The organism is Saccharibacillus kuerlensis DSM 22868 (genome assembly GCF_000378145.1).
Taxonomy (GTDB): Bacteria; Bacillota; Bacilli; order Paenibacillales; family Paenibacillaceae; genus Saccharibacillus; species Saccharibacillus kuerlensis.
Window position 1 is genome coordinate 187,781 of the sequence record NZ_KB899280.1, and the last position, 14,507, is coordinate 202,287.

At 49.5% G+C, this 14,507-nt stretch carries 17 protein-coding genes; 2 read left to right on the plus strand and 15 right to left on the minus strand.

What is annotated here, in order from left to right:
- Window positions 1-12: 12 nt before the first annotated feature.
- The gene (locus F456_RS0106955) at window positions 13-357 is read right to left on the minus strand and encodes an ArsR/SmtB family transcription factor (RefSeq protein WP_018976286.1); all 345 of its coding nucleotides are present in this window, start codon (window positions 355-357) and stop codon (window positions 13-15) included.
- Window positions 358-457: 100 nt separating this feature from the next.
- Window positions 458-1,390 (minus strand): aldo/keto reductase, encoded by a 933-nt coding sequence (locus tag F456_RS0106960; protein WP_018976287.1) that lies wholly within the window; start codon window positions 1,388-1,390, stop codon window positions 458-460.
- 240 nt (window positions 1,391-1,630) lie between these two features.
- Here F456_RS0106960 and F456_RS0106965 point away from each other — a divergent pair, with 240 nt between their 5' ends.
- Window positions 1,631-2,515 carry a dihydrodipicolinate synthase family protein gene (locus F456_RS0106965; protein WP_018976288.1) on the plus strand — a complete coding sequence of 295 codons (885 nt, stop codon included), beginning with the start codon at window positions 1,631-1,633 and terminating at the stop codon, window positions 2,513-2,515.
- A gap of 153 nt (window positions 2,516-2,668) precedes the next feature.
- Window positions 2,669-3,625, plus strand: a complete 957-nt coding sequence (locus F456_RS0106970) for a DMT family transporter (protein WP_018976289.1) — start codon at window positions 2,669-2,671, stop codon at window positions 3,623-3,625.
- A gap of 109 nt (window positions 3,626-3,734) precedes the next feature.
- Here F456_RS0106970 and F456_RS0106975 read toward each other — a convergent pair whose 3' ends face one another.
- From F456_RS0106975 to moaD, 13 genes are all read right to left on the minus strand, one after another.
- Window positions 3,735-4,529 carry an energy-coupling factor transporter transmembrane component T family protein gene (locus tag F456_RS0106975; protein ID WP_018976290.1) on the minus strand — a complete coding sequence of 265 codons (795 nt, stop codon included), beginning with the start codon at window positions 4,527-4,529 and terminating at the stop codon, window positions 3,735-3,737.
- Window positions 4,519-5,385: an ATP-binding cassette domain-containing protein gene (locus F456_RS0106980; protein WP_018976291.1), complete on the minus strand. Its 867-nt coding sequence runs from the start codon at window positions 5,383-5,385 to the stop codon at window positions 4,519-4,521. Before F456_RS0106980 ends, F456_RS0106975 begins: the two co-directional genes overlap by 11 nt.
- Entirely contained in the window at window positions 5,370-6,170 is an 801-nt protein-coding gene (locus F456_RS0106985) for an energy-coupling factor transporter ATPase (protein WP_018976292.1), read from the minus strand. The genes F456_RS0106980 and F456_RS0106985 overlap by 16 nt, the downstream gene beginning before the upstream one ends.
- 159 nt (window positions 6,171-6,329) lie before the next feature.
- Complete coding sequence (locus tag F456_RS0106990; RefSeq protein WP_018976293.1) at window positions 6,330-6,884, minus strand: biotin transporter BioY; 555 nt, start codon at window positions 6,882-6,884, stop codon at window positions 6,330-6,332.
- A 282-nt stretch (window positions 6,885-7,166) separates the two neighbouring features.
- On the minus strand, window positions 7,167-7,904 hold the full coding sequence (locus F456_RS0106995) for an amino acid ABC transporter ATP-binding protein (RefSeq protein ID WP_018976294.1): 738 nt from the start codon (window positions 7,902-7,904) through the stop codon (window positions 7,167-7,169).
- A 48-nt stretch (window positions 7,905-7,952) separates the two neighbouring features.
- A complete protein-coding gene (locus tag F456_RS0107000) occupies window positions 7,953-8,618 on the minus strand; it encodes an amino acid ABC transporter permease (RefSeq protein WP_018976295.1) in 666 nt (221 codons plus the stop codon).
- A gap of 32 nt (window positions 8,619-8,650) precedes the next feature.
- Window positions 8,651-9,457 (minus strand): transporter substrate-binding domain-containing protein, encoded by an 807-nt coding sequence (locus tag F456_RS0107005; RefSeq protein WP_018976296.1) that lies wholly within the window; start codon window positions 9,455-9,457, stop codon window positions 8,651-8,653.
- Window positions 9,458-9,762: 305 nt separating this feature from the next.
- Window positions 9,763-10,794: a hypothetical protein gene (locus tag F456_RS0107010; protein WP_018976297.1), complete on the minus strand. Its 1,032-nt coding sequence runs from the start codon at window positions 10,792-10,794 to the stop codon at window positions 9,763-9,765.
- Between the two features lie 86 nt (window positions 10,795-10,880).
- Window positions 10,881-11,909, minus strand: a complete 1,029-nt coding sequence (locus tag F456_RS0107015) for a hypothetical protein (RefSeq protein WP_018976298.1) — start codon at window positions 11,907-11,909, stop codon at window positions 10,881-10,883.
- 123 nt (window positions 11,910-12,032) lie between these two features.
- A complete protein-coding gene (locus F456_RS0107020; RefSeq protein ID WP_018976299.1) occupies window positions 12,033-12,344 on the minus strand; it encodes a hypothetical protein in 312 nt (103 codons plus the stop codon).
- A 240-nt stretch (window positions 12,345-12,584) separates the two neighbouring features.
- Window positions 12,585-13,607 carry a GTP 3',8-cyclase MoaA gene (gene moaA, locus F456_RS0107025; RefSeq protein ID WP_018976300.1) on the minus strand — a complete coding sequence of 341 codons (1,023 nt, stop codon included), beginning with the start codon at window positions 13,605-13,607 and terminating at the stop codon, window positions 12,585-12,587.
- A 30-nt stretch (window positions 13,608-13,637) separates the two neighbouring features.
- A complete protein-coding gene (locus F456_RS0107030; protein ID WP_018976301.1) occupies window positions 13,638-14,267 on the minus strand; it encodes a molybdenum cofactor guanylyltransferase in 630 nt (209 codons plus the stop codon).
- Window positions 14,264-14,497 carry a molybdopterin converting factor subunit 1 gene (moaD, locus tag F456_RS0107035; protein ID WP_018976302.1) on the minus strand — a complete coding sequence of 78 codons (234 nt, stop codon included), beginning with the start codon at window positions 14,495-14,497 and terminating at the stop codon, window positions 14,264-14,266. The genes F456_RS0107030 and moaD overlap by 4 nt, the downstream gene beginning before the upstream one ends.
- Window positions 14,498-14,507 lie beyond the last annotated feature (10 nt).

Consider the following 14,507-nt stretch of genomic DNA (forward strand, 5'->3'; position numbering starts at 1 on the left):
GATTCCCCTCCATTACCCGCAAGAAATACGCAAGCCCTTTTTTTCCAACTCTTCGATCTGATACTTTTGTGAGGGGAGCAGTGAAATCAGGCCATGAATCAAGTCGCGCTGCGGATGGTCACGATTGACCGAATAGAAGATCCATTGTCCTTTTCGATTTTCTTTGACAAGCCCTGCATCTTTGAGCTTTCTCAAGTGCTGGCTGATCGACGGCTGACTGGTTTTGAAAATTTCGACCAATTCGCAGACGCAGCACTCCTGGTCTTCCAGCAGCTTTACCATCGTCAGGCGTGTTTTATCCCCCAGCAGCTTCAGTGTTAGAGCCACCTGATCCAAATTTTCCTCGGCAGTATCCATTTCTCCTGTTCCTCCTCCCATTCAACTACCCGCGCTTATTATATAAGCATATAATTATATGCGCAATAGCATATACTAAAAAAAGAACTTAGTCGTATCATCATTTATTGTATTCTGGACACCCGCTGATCCACGAACGATTATGAATCGGCTTCAGAATCTCCAATACTTCCTCCAGCAGCTCCTGATCCGGCTCTTCACCGACCCAAGAAGCATTTTTTTCGATCTCGTCCGGTGCCGCCGTACTGACCAGTGTAGTCGGGATCTTTTCATTTCCTGTCGAATACTGAATAGCCAGTTTGGCAATATCGCTTCCCTTTGCTGCGCAGTGCTCCGCCGCCTGTCTGCAGATATCTTGCAGCTGTTTATCGGCGGGATGCCAGTCTGCCGCCTGCCGGGTGCTGAGCAGTCCCATTGACAGCGGCGCAGCATTGACGACTCCGATCCCTTTCTCCTGCATCAGCGGCAGAATGTCCAGCAGCGAGCTATCGTTCAGCGAATAGTGGCAGTAGGATAAGATCGTATCGACTTCGATTTGCGGAATCAACGTCTCGAACAATTGGAGCGGCAGACCGCTGATTCCGGTAAAGCGAATTTTGCCCTGCTTTTTCAGAGCATGGATGGCCGGGATCGCTTCCTCCAAAATGATCGGTGACGGGACAAACTCGATATCGTGCAAAAAAAGAATATCGAGGTAATCCGTATGCAGGCGCTCCAGACTTTCTTCAACGCTGCTGAAAATACGTTTTGCCGTAAAGTCGAACTCGTTTTCGCCGTATCGCCCGGCTTTGGTAGACAGTAGAAACTTGTCTCTCGGGATTTCGCGGATTGCCTGCCCCAGTACATTTTCGGCCTTGGTCATTCCGTAGTAAGGCGAAACGTCGATATAATTAATACCGCAATCGATCGCACGGTGTACGGTTCGGATACTTTCCCGGTCATCTGTTTCACGAAATACCGATCCCAAGGACGAAGCACCGAAACTCAACACCGAAATATCAAGTCCAGTATGACCTAATTTACGAGTTTTCATCGCTTACCCCTCCATTTATGGCTGCAGCCGCTTCTATCAGTTATTCAATATTTAGATATATGTATTCCCCTGCGTTCTCATCCGACTTACCCTGAACGGCTGTGTGCCAAACCGACGAGTTCGACCTATTCTTTCGCTAACTCGGCAGCTTTTGTCGGAATAATTGTTTTTTAATCTTTGTTTCTTGCAATAATGATTTATAATGAACGGAATAACATAAAAATAAAGGAGCACATGCCTATGCTTACTGGATTATCCGCTTTTCCTCTTACTCCGTTCCAAAACGAAGGGATTGATGAACACGCATTTGTCCGTCTCGTACATAATCTTGCAGAAGCTGAAGTGGATTCGATCGGCGTGCTCGGCTCAACCGGCAGTTATATGTATCTGAACCGAGCAGAACGCCGCCGTGTTATTCAACTGGCTTTTGAGCATGCTGGAAATATTCCAATCATCGCGGGGATCGGCGCTTTGCGCACACGCGATGTGCTGCAGGCTGCCGAAGATGCCCAGACCGCAGGCGCTTCGGGTGTACTGCTTGCTCCGGTATCGTATCAGCCGCTGACGGAGGATGAGGTTTTCGATCTGTATAAACAGGTGTCCGGTGAACTGTCGATACCGCTCTGCGTATACGATAATCCGAGTACGACCAAGTTTACGTTTACGGATGAACTGCACGGCCGGATATCCTCCCTGCCCAATGTAAGTTCAATCAAGATCCCGGGGCTGCCCGGTAATGCTGCGGAAGCTCAAGATCGTGTGCAGAAGCTGCGTGCCTTAATCCCTGAAGATGTGACTATTGGGATCAGCGGAGATCGCTTTGCCGCATTGGGCCTGAATGCGGGATGCGACGGTTGGTACTCCGTTCTGGGCGGGCTGTTTCCGCGTACTGCAATGCATATCGTCCGCAGTGCGCAGGAAGGCCGCAGTCAAGAAGCCTCCCGGTTATCGGAAGAGTTGGAACCGATTTGGACATTGTTTGATCGCTTTGGAAGTCTGCGTCCTACCGCGACTATCGCTCTTCGCCGAGGCTGGATAAGCGGTGAAGGTCTTCCTCGGCCGCTAAAACCTCTTTCCCCTGCCGAGCTGGGCGATGCTGCGGCGCTGATCGATAGATTAGACTGAAGAGTAATTGAATAAGTGAAGCTTGCAGGGATTGCCGTCTGTCGAAGCGAATGATGCGCACGATGGATAAAGCATCCGGAAGAAACAAGAAATAGACCGCAATGCTTCCCTGGGGGTTCAAGAAGTTTGCGATTAAGGGAGGTCAACAAGTACGTGTGGTTTATATTTGCAGCCTGCGCCGCCGTATGTTTCGGCATACGCGGCATTTTGTACCAATGGACCTCTCAGCGCCCGGTAGATCGGAATCTGCTGTTCGTCGGCGTCTATCTGTCCGGCGCGATCGTCTCGGTTCTGTTTAATGTTCAGGCTGGTCAGCCTTGGAACGATGGAGTGATCTTCGGCGTTCTGATGGGCTTCTTTTCATTTGCCGCCAATGCCGCTTTGTACAAAGGATTTGAAGTCGGCCGCGCATCAGTTGTCGCCTTTTTCTCAGGGTTAACGCCAATTATTGTCATGCTGGCGGCTTATCTTCTCTGGAGAGAAACGTTGGGTCCTCTTCAGCTGTTCGGCTTCAGTATCGTCGTATTGGCACTGATTATTGTCCGCTACCGCAGCGATCTGAAAAGCGGTCAGCTGCTCGGCTGGCAGTGGGGATTACTCGCTATGCTGATGTACGGGTTTACAGATCTCAGTTCCAAACAATCCGTGCTTTCCGGAGGTTCCCTGTTCCCTGTTCTCACCATGATGTTTGCGACAGGGACACTTCTGTTCCTGCTGATGTATACCATGGAACGGTTCAAGACTCGTAAGCGGGAGACACAATCGGCGGAGAAGCCTGATTTCACAGAGACTGTACCCGTCGACACTACAAACGATGCGGAAAAGATGACAGAGGTCGCAGCTTCAGCGTCGGCTCCTGCTACCTGGAATGCCAAGCGTACACTGCTCTGGGGCATGACGGTTGGTCTGACTAATATTTTCGGCATGATACTGATGCTCAATGCTTATGAAGACGGCATTACCGGTATCGTCTCTGCAATCGCGGCACTGAACGTCGTGATCGTCATTCTTTATGCACGCTTCTATCTAAAAGACCTTATGAGCCGGCAGGAGACGCTGGGAATTGCCCTTGCTTTTGTAGGGATTATTGTGCTGAGGCTTGCTTCATAAGTTTGGTTGAAGAACTGGATGGTGGAAGAACTTGATAAACGATTTAACAGCAAAAACCCCGGTTCTCCAAAAGAACCGGGGTTTTTGCTGTGTTTTTCTAAAGGATATCCTAAGCAAACCCGTACAGCGCAGCGGCCAGCAGAGCCACAGTGCCTAACGCCAAATAGTCTATTCGGCCGAAGGCCAGCGGACGATATGTCGTTCTCCCCCGTCCATCTCCGTAGCCCCTAGCGTCAATTGCCAGGGTCAGCTGTTCGGCGCGCTGTACGGTCGTGACCAGAAGCGGAACGAGAATTGGAACAAAAGCAAACAAACGCTTGGCCGGAGGCATGGTGGATAGATCATGTCCTCTTGCTTTTTGAGCCAGCAGAATTCGATTCAGCTCGTCAAGAATTGTCGGAATAAAACGGATCGCGATAACGATCATCAGGGAAAACTGCTCGATCGGCACACCCAGTTTGGAGAGCGGCTTCAGCAGCGTCTCTAAACCTTGAGCCAGAGACAGCGGCCGGGTTGTTCCCGTCAGTACGGAAGCGAGCAGAATAAGCAGCAGAATCCGCCATACGATTCGAATGCCTTCAACCACTCCTTCAGCATGTATATGAAGCCAGGAATACGACCATAATACAGTCTCTCCACGGCCGAACATGATGTGATACAGCAGCGCAAAGCTCAGAATCGGCAGTACCGGCAGCAGTCCACGAAGGAACAAACCTATTGGAATCCGGGACAATGCTGCCGTCAGCAGAACAAAAGCCGTTGCTGCCGTATAACCGTCCCAGCTCTTGACTGTCAGAAATACCGCCATCATGATCAGCATGCCCAGCAGTTTGGTACGCGGATCAAGACGGTGAAGAACAGAATCTCTCTCCACAAAACGTCCGATCAGCAGACTATTCGGCATAAGAATTCCTCCTGTCCTGCCATACCGTTTCCACAGCTGCCAAAACATCCTCTTCGCGGCAGCTGTCAATCTGAATCGGCCGGCCGGACAATTGTTCCATCAATTTCAGCAGTTCGATATAATCGGGCAGCGGCAGACCGCTCCCTTCCAGCAGATCGCTGCGGTGTAAAAAGAGCTCGTTGGCGCTCAAATGTCCCACCAGCCGCCCTCCGTTCATGACAAGCACTTCATCGGAATACTGCGCGATATCCTCCATCGCATGCGAAATGGACAAAATGGAGCGTAATCCCTTGCCTTCAGCCTGCCAGTTCTTAAGCATGTCCAGCAGCAGACGGCGGCTCAGCGGATCAAGCGCGGCCGTCGGCTCGTCAAGAATCAGCAGCTGCGGATCACTGATCAGCACGGAGGCGATAGCAATTCGGCGCTTCTGACCGCCGCTCAGCTGCAGTGGAGACAGCGGCAGCATCTCCTCGGCAAGGCCGACCAGAGGAAGCACCCGGCTGATCGCCTTGTCGATTTCTTCCGTTCCCGCGCCTCGCATTCGCAGTGAGAAGGACAGTTCTCTGTATACCGTCGTCTCGAAGATCTGGTGTTCGGGATATTGGAAAACAAACCCGACCTGTGGCAGAACCTGCATTTGTCCTCTGCGGTTTCTTGAAGCGGGTTGTCCGTTAATCCAATATTCGCCTTTAAAATCGGGAACAAGTCCTTTGAGCAGCTTGGCCAGCGTCGATTTGCCTGCCCCGGTGCGGCCGATCAGCGAGATCCAGCGTCCGGATTCGAGCATGCAGTCGATTTCTGTCAGCACTTGGCGGTCCCCGATCGTAACCGAAGCCCCTTTTAATTGGAAGGCCATTGGGTCCGTACAGCCTCCTTCCAATCTCCGGTGACTGTGCCGGACAGCTGCAGTCTTTCGTGCAGACGTACGGCAAAAGGTTTTTCCAGCGTGTATGCTTCCAGAGAAACGGTTGAGAACATCTCGTTCGGTGCGCCATCGAATATAAGTTGGCCCCGGTCAAGCAGCAGAACACGTCCCGCCGCCAACACTTCATCCATATGATGCGTAATATGCACGATAGTCATGCCCTTTCTGTGCAGTTCGGTCATTAAATTCATAATCTGCGCTCTTCCCTGAGGATCCAGCATGGAAGTCGCTTCGTCGAAGATCATCAGCCGGGGACGCATCGCCAGAATGGCTGCAATCGCCGCACGCTGCTTCTGTCCGCCCGACAGCTCATGCGGCGCGGCATGTGCATATTCCGTCATGCTGACAGCCTGCAAAGCTTCTCCGATCCGGTCACCGATTTGCTCTCTCGGCACACGGATATTTTCGAGACCGAAGATGATTTCATCCGTTACGGAAGTCGTAATGAACTGATCGTCCGGATTCTGGAACACCAGTCCGACCTGCCTGCGAATCGGCGCGATGTCATCCGGGTTCGAGGTATCCCTCTCTTCCAGACGTACCTTTCCCAAACGCGGCAGCAGCAGACCGTTCATCAGCCGGGCAAGCGTTGACTTGCCGCTGCCGTTACCTCCTACAATCGACAGAAATTCGCCTGATTGCACCGAGAAGCTGATGTCTTTCAGAACGGGCCGTTCTCTACGGTAATGAAAATAAACGTGTTCAAATTTCAGCATACTTCCTCATCTTTTCTGTATAGGGTTATGAATATGCCGCAAAGCTTCTGTATAGATCTGCTCAGGATTCATTTCATCAAGCTTATCCATTTAAAGGTGTCTGTTCAAGTTTATCGGTTTAAACGCATTCGTTTAAATGTATTCGTTAAGTATATCCGTTTAAGCGCCGTGTACCTTTTCTTCAATCGGACTGATAGCTTTGATCTGCACGATAATGACCGCTGCGATAATCGCTTTGATCACATCGCCCGGCAGAAAGGCTGCCGAACCGATAAGTCCGGCCCATACCGGCGTCTGTGTAATCAGAGCCATAACCGGAGCGCCGATCAGACTTACGAGCAGCACGCCGAACACAATATTGATCAGGAACAGCTTCCATACCTTAAGTGAGAGCCAACCCTTTTCCGCCGCCCAGCCGATCAGGAATGCCGCAATCGGCCAGCTCCAGATATATCCGGCTGTCGGTCCAATCAGCGGTGCCAGACCGCCATTGCCGCCTGCCAAGACTGGCAAACCAAGTGCAACCAATACGATAAACAGAATCAAGCTGATCGCACCTGTCTTTTTGCCCAGAAAGCCTCCGGCCAGCATTACACCCAGTGTCTGCGCCGTAATGGGAACCGGAATAAATCCGAGCGGAATCGGCGGAATCATACCCAGGACTGCAATCAATGCGGCAAAAAGGGCAGCGTAAACCATTTCTTTCGTTTTCAACGACTTAAACCTCCAATATGTATGTGTACTACTCGACTGCTGCGTTCCGCAGCTGCACGATGTATGAGCATTATAGCTTGCCTGTTCTCTATTGTAAACCATGTAATTTTAAGTGGGTTGACGAATTGTCTGGTTCAATAAAAAGACGGCTCCTTTCCAAAGAAAGGAACCGTCTGCATGCTGAAGTTGAAAATGAAGTTGAACAATAAGTTCGATAATGAAGTTAAATAATAACGTTTAAGAATGAAGTTAAGAATTTTCTGCTTTATCTCAATTCCCGCTTCATCTCACCACCGCTGTTTGCAGGAAGCTCTGCGTCTGAGGCTGCTGCGGATTCGTAAAGAACTGCTCGGCAGGCGCTTTTTCGATAATATTACCGTCATGCAGGAAAACGACCGTATCGGCGACTTCCCGGGCAAAGTTCATTTCATGTGTAACGACAACCATCGTCATGCCCTCTTCCGCCAGTCCGCGCATCGTTCTCAGTACTTCCTCAACCAATTCGGGATCGAGTGCGGAAGTCGCTTCGTCGAACAGCATAATATCCGGCTTCATTGCCAGCGCCCGGGCAATGGCGACCCGCTGTTTCTGGCCGCCTGACAGTTTGCCAGGATAGACGTCCTCTTTTTCTTCCAGTCCCACTTTGAGCAGCAGTTCTTTCGCTTCGCGGATTGCCTGTTCCTTCGGCACTTTTTTGACCTGAACCGGAGCTTCGATGACGTTCTCCAGCACGGTCATATGCGGGAACAGATTGAAATGCTGGAAGACCATCCCGACTTTCTCCCGGATCTTGTTGAGATCGTCGTTCTTGGGGTCTACAGCCTTGCCTTCAATATAAATCTTGCCGCCGTTGTTTTCTTCCAAAAAATTCAGGCAGCGCAGCAGCGTACTTTTGCCGGACCCGCTGGCGCCGACCAGGCAGACGACTTCGCTTTCCTGCACAACCAGGTCAATGCCTTTAAGCACTTTCAGATCGCCGAACGATTTGACCAGTCCTTCCAGGCGAATCATTTCTTTCATCGGTTTATCCCCCGCTTTCGATTGATCAAATGGCATAACGATTGATGATTAACGCTCGCTGATCGCCATCCGGCGTTCTACGGCGCGTACAATGAGTGTAAGCACACCGACCAGGATGAGATAGTAGATCGCTACGATGAGCAGATACGTCATTTCATCGAAATTGTTGGAACCGAGCGTAGTGGCCACATTGAACAGCTCATTCATCGAAATGAAAGCAGCGAGCGAAGAATCCTTCAGTCCGATGATGAACTGGTTGCCAAGCGGCGGAAGAGCTCTGCGGAATGCCTGCGGGAGAATGATGCGCCGCATAGCCAACGAACGCTTCATACCGAGCGACGTTGCGCCTTCCATCTGTCCTTTGTCGATCGACTGGATGGAGCCGCGGAAGATTTCCGCAATGTAGGCACCGTTGTGGAAGGCGAGTGCCAACGAAGCCGCCCAGAAGTCAGGGATGAGGAACAGACCGCTGAGACCGAAATACAGGATAAAAATTTGTACGATCAGCGGCGTTCCGCGAATTAAGTAAATGTAAGCATCGGAGATCCAGGACAAGCCTTTGATCCGAGATAATTTGAGCAGTGCGAAGAACAGACCGATCACGATCCCGAGCAGGATCGATACGACGGTCAGTTCGAGCGTCAGCAGCATAGCACGGGTCAGCAGCCCGCTGCTGCTTGCAAACGTTTGAAAAAACTCGGCAATTCCGTTCATTCAGGCACGTCCCTTCTGTCAGGTATGAAATACTACTCTGTTTCAGCAGCCTCAGGCTTGGTTGTAATGTCTTCTCCGAAGTACTCTTCGCTGATTCGTTTCAACGTGCCATCTTCACGCAGGTTCTCGAGCGCTTCGTTGATCCGTTCCAGCAGTACCGGGTTGTCCATAGGCACTACAACAGCCTGTTCGCTTCGTTCGATCAGCTGACGTTCTGCGACTTCAATCCCTTCTTGGATGGACGTTCTTCCTGTGATGAAGTCTGTAATAACGGCATCGTGCCGACCATCGGCCAATGCTTGCAGAGCAGTAATGTCGCTGTCATACGTCTTCACGTTGCCCGTATAGCGCTTGGCAATGTCCAGGTAGCTTGTTCCTTTCGCAACGGCTATCTCCTTGCCTTGAAGATCGTCCGTCGTCTGGATCGGGCTGTCGGGACGGGTGAAGATCTGAGGTCCCGAATAATAATACGGCGTAGAGAACAGGACATGCTTTGACCGAAGATCATTAATCGTTAGGCTGGCGACTGCAGCATCCGCACGTCCATTTTTGACCCCTTCCACCAGTCCGACCATCTTCATCCGCTTCGGTACCGGCTTGACGCCGAGTTCTTTGGCAATCGCTTTGCCTACCTCGATATCGAAGCCTGACATGGTCAAATCGTTGTTCAAATAGCTGAACGGGCGAAACTCGCCGGACGCTGTGAACACGAACTGGTCATTGTTCAGCAGCCCCGTTCCTCCTGCGGTCCGTTCGCTTCTTCCGCAGCCTGATATCGTCAGGACAATCAGTGCTGCGACGAGCAGAAGAACGCTCATTCTTTTTCTCTTGGTGAGCATATATGCATCTCCTTTCCTTGCTGACTCAAGATTTACTTACCCAAACTGTTGGAAGGAACTCACTCCAATTTCCAGAGATTTCTCTGTACGACAAATCAAAAGCGCGAAAAAAACCGTTATCGCAAGCGATACGGTTTATTATTTTTTCTGTTATAGGCATCTGTGGATCAAAAAGTAAGGCGATCTTCTAATCGATCTGCGAGCGTAGAAGGTTCTTCCTGCTCCAGCCACTCTTCAATCGTGACCCGAAGAGCAGTCATATGCAAAGCAACGAGAAAACGGAGATCGTTATACAAGATTCCGAATTAAAGTTTGATTGTTTTTTCCGGAAACTCTGCGTAGTAATGCATCAGTTCGACAACGAGACTTCCGCTAAACGTATTGTCCACCGAACCGATCTCGCATATTCGACTCGTGAGTCCGTTATGTCCCACTTCACGGTCTGACTTAAAAAACATGACTGAATGCGAACTATTGGACGAATAAACCGGTTGGGCATCCAAATATTCTTTGGTATAAAAATTCAGCTGAACATTGCCTTCCGCTTCGTATTCGATCAGCGCCAGTTCTTTTCCTTTGGCACACACCGATTCAAGGTTTTCGATATACTGTTCTTTGAACTGCCTCCTCTCTTCATCCGTAAAATGCTGCAGATCGGGATTTTCCGGGATCTTCTCGGCTTCTTCCCAAATATCGTAGCGTGTCAATGCGTTGATATAGAAGAAACGATTTTTGTCATGAAGAGGATCGTAAAACGAATGCTTGATTTCTTTTTGCGAATCTCCGAATTGCAGCACGATCGGCTCGGTATGTATAGGGATCCTGCGAAAAGTACTGTTGAACTTCAACATGATATCCAGTTCTTTGTCCAAGTCCAGCTTAGGGAAAGGTTTGGAATTCTCCTGCTCGTAACAAGTTAGAAACAAACGTTCCAATTCAACTTCCGCAAAGCTCCCGAGTTCTAATCCCTTTTCGACGAAATGCTGCAGCCTCATATACATTTCATGGTCCTGTTCCCTAAAATATCTCGACTCTGAAGAATCGAAAGTCATAGTCTGGCCTTGAATGATCATTTTGGAAATATAATCTTGTTGACCATCGGAAATCATACTTTCTTGTAAATGATCGCGATTCGACAGGGGCTCTTCAGATCTGTGAACAATCATTTCTTCATCCGAGCCTTCTGGCAATTTGCGCAGCGTCCACAGTCTATGGGTCTGCTGCTCCGATGTAATTGAAATCAGCAGGACGTCGGTATCATTGATCTTGACCGAGCGGTTGATCAGGATTTCACGGTCGGGGAGCAGCATCGTCTCTTTCAAATCTTTTAGCCGCATAAGTGCCTCCTTTTTTTAAAAATATAAAGGAATAAACGATTCTTCATCTATTCCTTTGCTCTATGAATTGAACGTAAAATTCTACATTAAAGTTTGATACTTTTTTCCGGTAGTTCCACGTAATAAGACAGCAGTTCGACAATCAGATCCCCGTTAAACGTTTTGTCTATCCAATCGACTACGTCTTTTTGAATCCATAATCCGTTGGGACCACGGCGATCGGTTCTTAGAGACATAGACATAGCGAAGTTACCGGATAATGGCCGAGGCTTTGCGTCCAAATAACTTTTCGCATAAAAATTCAATCGGATATTGTCTTCTGCTTCGTATTCAACAAAAGCCAGATCCTCTTCTTTAGAACAAATTTCTTCATCGGCCTTAATATAGTGATCTTTGTAGTGCTGCCATTCTTCTTCGGTAACTCCCTGCGGCGTAGGCTTTTCTAATGCTTTTTGGATTTCTTCCTGAATATCATAGCGTTTCAATGCGTGGATATAGAAGAAACGATTTTTGTCATGAACGGAATCGTAGAACGAATACTTAATTGATTTTTGCGAATCTCCCAATTCCAGCAGGATCGGTCCAGCATGTGTAGGGGCCTTAACAAAAGTGCTGCGGAACCTCAAAGTAATATCCAGCTCTTTATCCAAATCGAGATGGGGGAAAGGTTCGGAAGGGTCCTGCTCATAAAAAGTCAAAAATAAATACTTCAATTCCACTTCTGCAAAGCTTCCAAGCTCCAGTCCCCTTTCGATAAAATGCTGCAGCTTCATATACGTTTCGTGGTTCTGTTCCATACAATACCTCGACTCCCCACCATTGAAAGTCATAAGCTGGTCTTGAATGATCATCTTGAAGATGGAATCTTCTTGATCATTGAAAATCCTAGTCACTTCCACCCTTTCGCGATTGGAATAGGACTCTTCGGATTCGTATTGCGGTTTCTTTTCAAAATACGATTCCGGCAATTTGCTCAGTGTCCATAGCCTATGGGTCTGCTGCTCCGATGTGATCGAAATCAGCAGGACATCGGTACCGTTGAGGTTGACCATACGGTTAATCAGAATTTCACGGTCGGGGAGCAGCATTGTTTCCTTCAGGTCTTTTAGACGCATAAGGACCTCCTTTGTCTTGTTTCATCTCTTTCCCTTCTTTTGATCACTTCTTCTTTTGTGATTGGCATTTCATTCATCTCCTTGTAATACCAGATTTCTCAAAAGGAATCGTTCAAATCAGCCCTAGTGCGTTACATACAGCTTTATAGCTGATACCCGAGTGGCTTTGGTATTCTCAAACTCAATGATCACAGCAGCGTTATAGATGATTTTTCCAATCTGAACTTCTCCATTGGCTGCCCCTATTTTCCCGTGACTGATTGCATGTAAAATTCGAATTTCATCCGGTTCCTTTTCGAAAACTTCTCCATACCAGTGCAGCGTCATCCCTTCTTGATCTTCCTGTCCCGAGGCAGCCAGTATACGGATCGTAAAGTCTTCGACAAAAGCATTTTTGGAAGAGTTTTTGCATGCGCCGCTTTTGATGATGTTCATAATTATCCCTCCTGGTAGAAAGTTTCTACTTTACTCAATATGACTGCAAATAAAGCTTATGGTCAAATAAATGAACAGCTTGGACGAGTTATATCCAAATAGAGGAAGAGAATCAAAGCAGTAATGAACAGCATTAAAGCAATAATGAAAAAGGCCGCGCAGAGCTATTGATAGCTCTGCGCGGCCTTTCATATGATATTGAACTGGGCTAAGGCTAGTGGGAATTTTCTATACAATCAATCAACCGCCGATATACGACATGTTGATTTTTTTGCGATTTTTCGCGGTCTGTTCCGTGCGTTCATCGGAATAACGGTCAGCCCGGCGTTCCCACACATCCACAATCGCGGACAAGATTTCTTCGTCATTCGCTCCGCCGCGCAGCATCGCTCTCAGATCGAATCCCGTCGAGGCAAACAGGCAGGTGTAGAAGATGCCGTTGGAGGACAGGCGCGCTCTTGTACAGGAGGAGCAGAACGATTCGGACACCGATGTAATAAAGCCGACCTCGCTATCGGTTCCCTTGTAGTGATAACGCGAAGCGACTTCGCCGAAATAATCCGGTTCGACCGGTTCCAGTTCATGAGCGGCCTGAAGCTTGTCGTAGATTTCTTTTTTGGTTACGACCCGCTTGAAGCTCCAGCCGTTGTCATTGCCGACATCCATAAACTCGATAAACCGCAAAGTGATGCCACGCTCTTTGAAGTAGGCAGCCATAGGCAGAATTTCGCCGTCGTTGACCCCCTTCTGCACCACCATATTCACTTTGACATCGAAACCTATATCCCGGGCATGATCGATCTGCTGCAAAATAGGAGCCGAATCGATCCCGCGGCCGTTCAGCCGACCGAACAGCTCGGGATCCAGCGCATCCAGACTGACATTCAAGCGCTGCAGACCCGCATCATGCAGAGGCTGCGCATGGGCACCGAGCAGCAGTCCGTTGGTTGTCAGTCCTACGTCTTCTATGCCGTCCACTTTTAGAATCCGAGATACGAGATCCGGCACCCCCCGGCGCAGCAGCGGTTCACCGCCCGTCAGTCTGATTTTTTTCACTCCGATATTAGCGAAAAGTCGGGTCAGACGCTCAATTTCTTCAAACGTCAGAAGTTCACTTTTCGGCATAAAAGCGTAATCGTCTCCGAAGATTTCTTTGGGCATACAGTAGGTACAGCGAAAATTGCAGCGGTCGGTAACCGAGATGCGCAGATCGCGGATCGGCCGGCGAAGCCGGTCAATCGGCGTAGAGTTGTTGGGATTCATGGCATTCGCTCCTCTCCTGTCGCCTTCGCTTCAATCCGCGTCCGGCGTGTTGAAATTATGAAAAATACGGGGATCGTCGTGAAGCATAGAGGCGTTCACCCAGACGGTATTCACTTCCGCCAGCAGCTTCATAACCGCCAGATTCCCGCTGCGCACACGTTCTTCCAGCCGTTCGGATAGATTGCTATGCCAGACGCTGAGCAGCGGAAGATGCGCATCTGCGGTACGGACTGCTGTAACATCGGCTTCCTCATGCATTTGTGCAATCTGAGCTAGACGACGACTCTGGTTAGGACCGATACGCGGCATGTCGCACGGAAGGACTACATATCTATCAGCAGGAACCTGCTGCATAACGGTGCAGATCCCCGCGAGAGGACCTTGGCCCATAATATCCGGAAGATCGGTACAGACATCGTATGTTTGTGGAAAACGGCCGGCCAGTTCCTGACTGGACGAGACGATGACCGTATCGCAGGTTCCTGCCAGCGCTTCGTAAGCATGAACATGGAATGGACGACCTTCGTATTCTGCAAAAGCTTTGGGTGAACCGTAGCGCCTTGACAGGCCGCCCGCCAGCAGAATGCCTACTGTCCGCTGTCCTGAATGAACAGCAGAGTCAGACTCTGTCTGCTGTCCTTGTCTTTCCTGCTTATTCACCCTCCGCTTACCGGCGGAATCAGCGCAGCAGTATCGCCATCCTGCAGCACATCTTCAGAGAGTGCGTATTCTTCGTTAATGGCTACGCGAACCGCATCCAGCGACAGATGTGGATATTTGCTGTTCACCCAGGCCGACAGCTCTTGGATCGTTTTGCCGGCCAGATCGGCTTCTTCCCGATCTGTTCCGGTCGCTTCACGAAGGCCTGCAAAATAAAAAATCGTAATCATGACATCCCTC

Excerpts from the sequence above, each read along its gene's own strand:
- F456_RS0107015 (WP_018976298.1), bottom strand. The coding sequence starts at position 11,909 with ATGCGTCTAAAAGACCTGAAGGAAACAATGCTGCTCCCCGACCGTGAA.
- F456_RS0106995 (WP_018976294.1), bottom strand. The coding sequence starts at position 7,904 with ATGAAAGAAATGATTCGCCTGGAAGGACTGGTCAAATCGTTCGGCGAT.
- F456_RS0106980 (WP_018976291.1), bottom strand. The coding sequence starts at position 5,385 with ATGGCCTTCCAATTAAAAGGGGCTTCGGTTACGATCGGGGACCGCCAA.
- F456_RS0106955 (WP_018976286.1), bottom strand. The coding sequence starts at position 357 with ATGGATACTGCCGAGGAAAATTTGGATCAGGTGGCTCTAACACTGAAG.
- F456_RS0107020 (WP_018976299.1), bottom strand. The coding sequence starts at position 12,344 with ATGAACATCATCAAAAGCGGCGCATGCAAAAACTCTTCCAAAAATGCT.
- moaA (WP_018976300.1), bottom strand. The coding sequence starts at position 13,607 with ATGAATCCCAACAACTCTACGCCGATTGACCGGCTTCGCCGGCCGATC.
- F456_RS0106965 (WP_018976288.1), top strand. The coding sequence starts at position 1,631 with ATGCTTACTGGATTATCCGCTTTTCCTCTTACTCCGTTCCAAAACGAA.
- F456_RS0107010 (WP_018976297.1), bottom strand. The coding sequence starts at position 10,794 with ATGCGGCTAAAAGATTTGAAAGAGACGATGCTGCTCCCCGACCGTGAA.
- F456_RS0106975 (WP_018976290.1), bottom strand. The coding sequence starts at position 4,529 with ATGCCGAATAGTCTGCTGATCGGACGTTTTGTGGAGAGAGATTCTGTT.
- F456_RS0107000 (WP_018976295.1), bottom strand. The coding sequence starts at position 8,618 with ATGAACGGAATTGCCGAGTTTTTTCAAACGTTTGCAAGCAGCAGCGGG.
- F456_RS0106985 (WP_018976292.1), bottom strand. The coding sequence starts at position 6,170 with ATGCTGAAATTTGAACACGTTTATTTTCATTACCGTAGAGAACGGCCC.
- moaD (WP_018976302.1), bottom strand. The coding sequence starts at position 14,497 with ATGATTACGATTTTTTATTTTGCAGGCCTTCGTGAAGCGACCGGAACA.
- F456_RS0106960 (WP_018976287.1), bottom strand. The coding sequence starts at position 1,390 with ATGAAAACTCGTAAATTAGGTCATACTGGACTTGATATTTCGGTGTTG.
- F456_RS0107005 (WP_018976296.1), bottom strand. The coding sequence starts at position 9,457 with ATGCTCACCAAGAGAAAAAGAATGAGCGTTCTTCTGCTCGTCGCAGCA.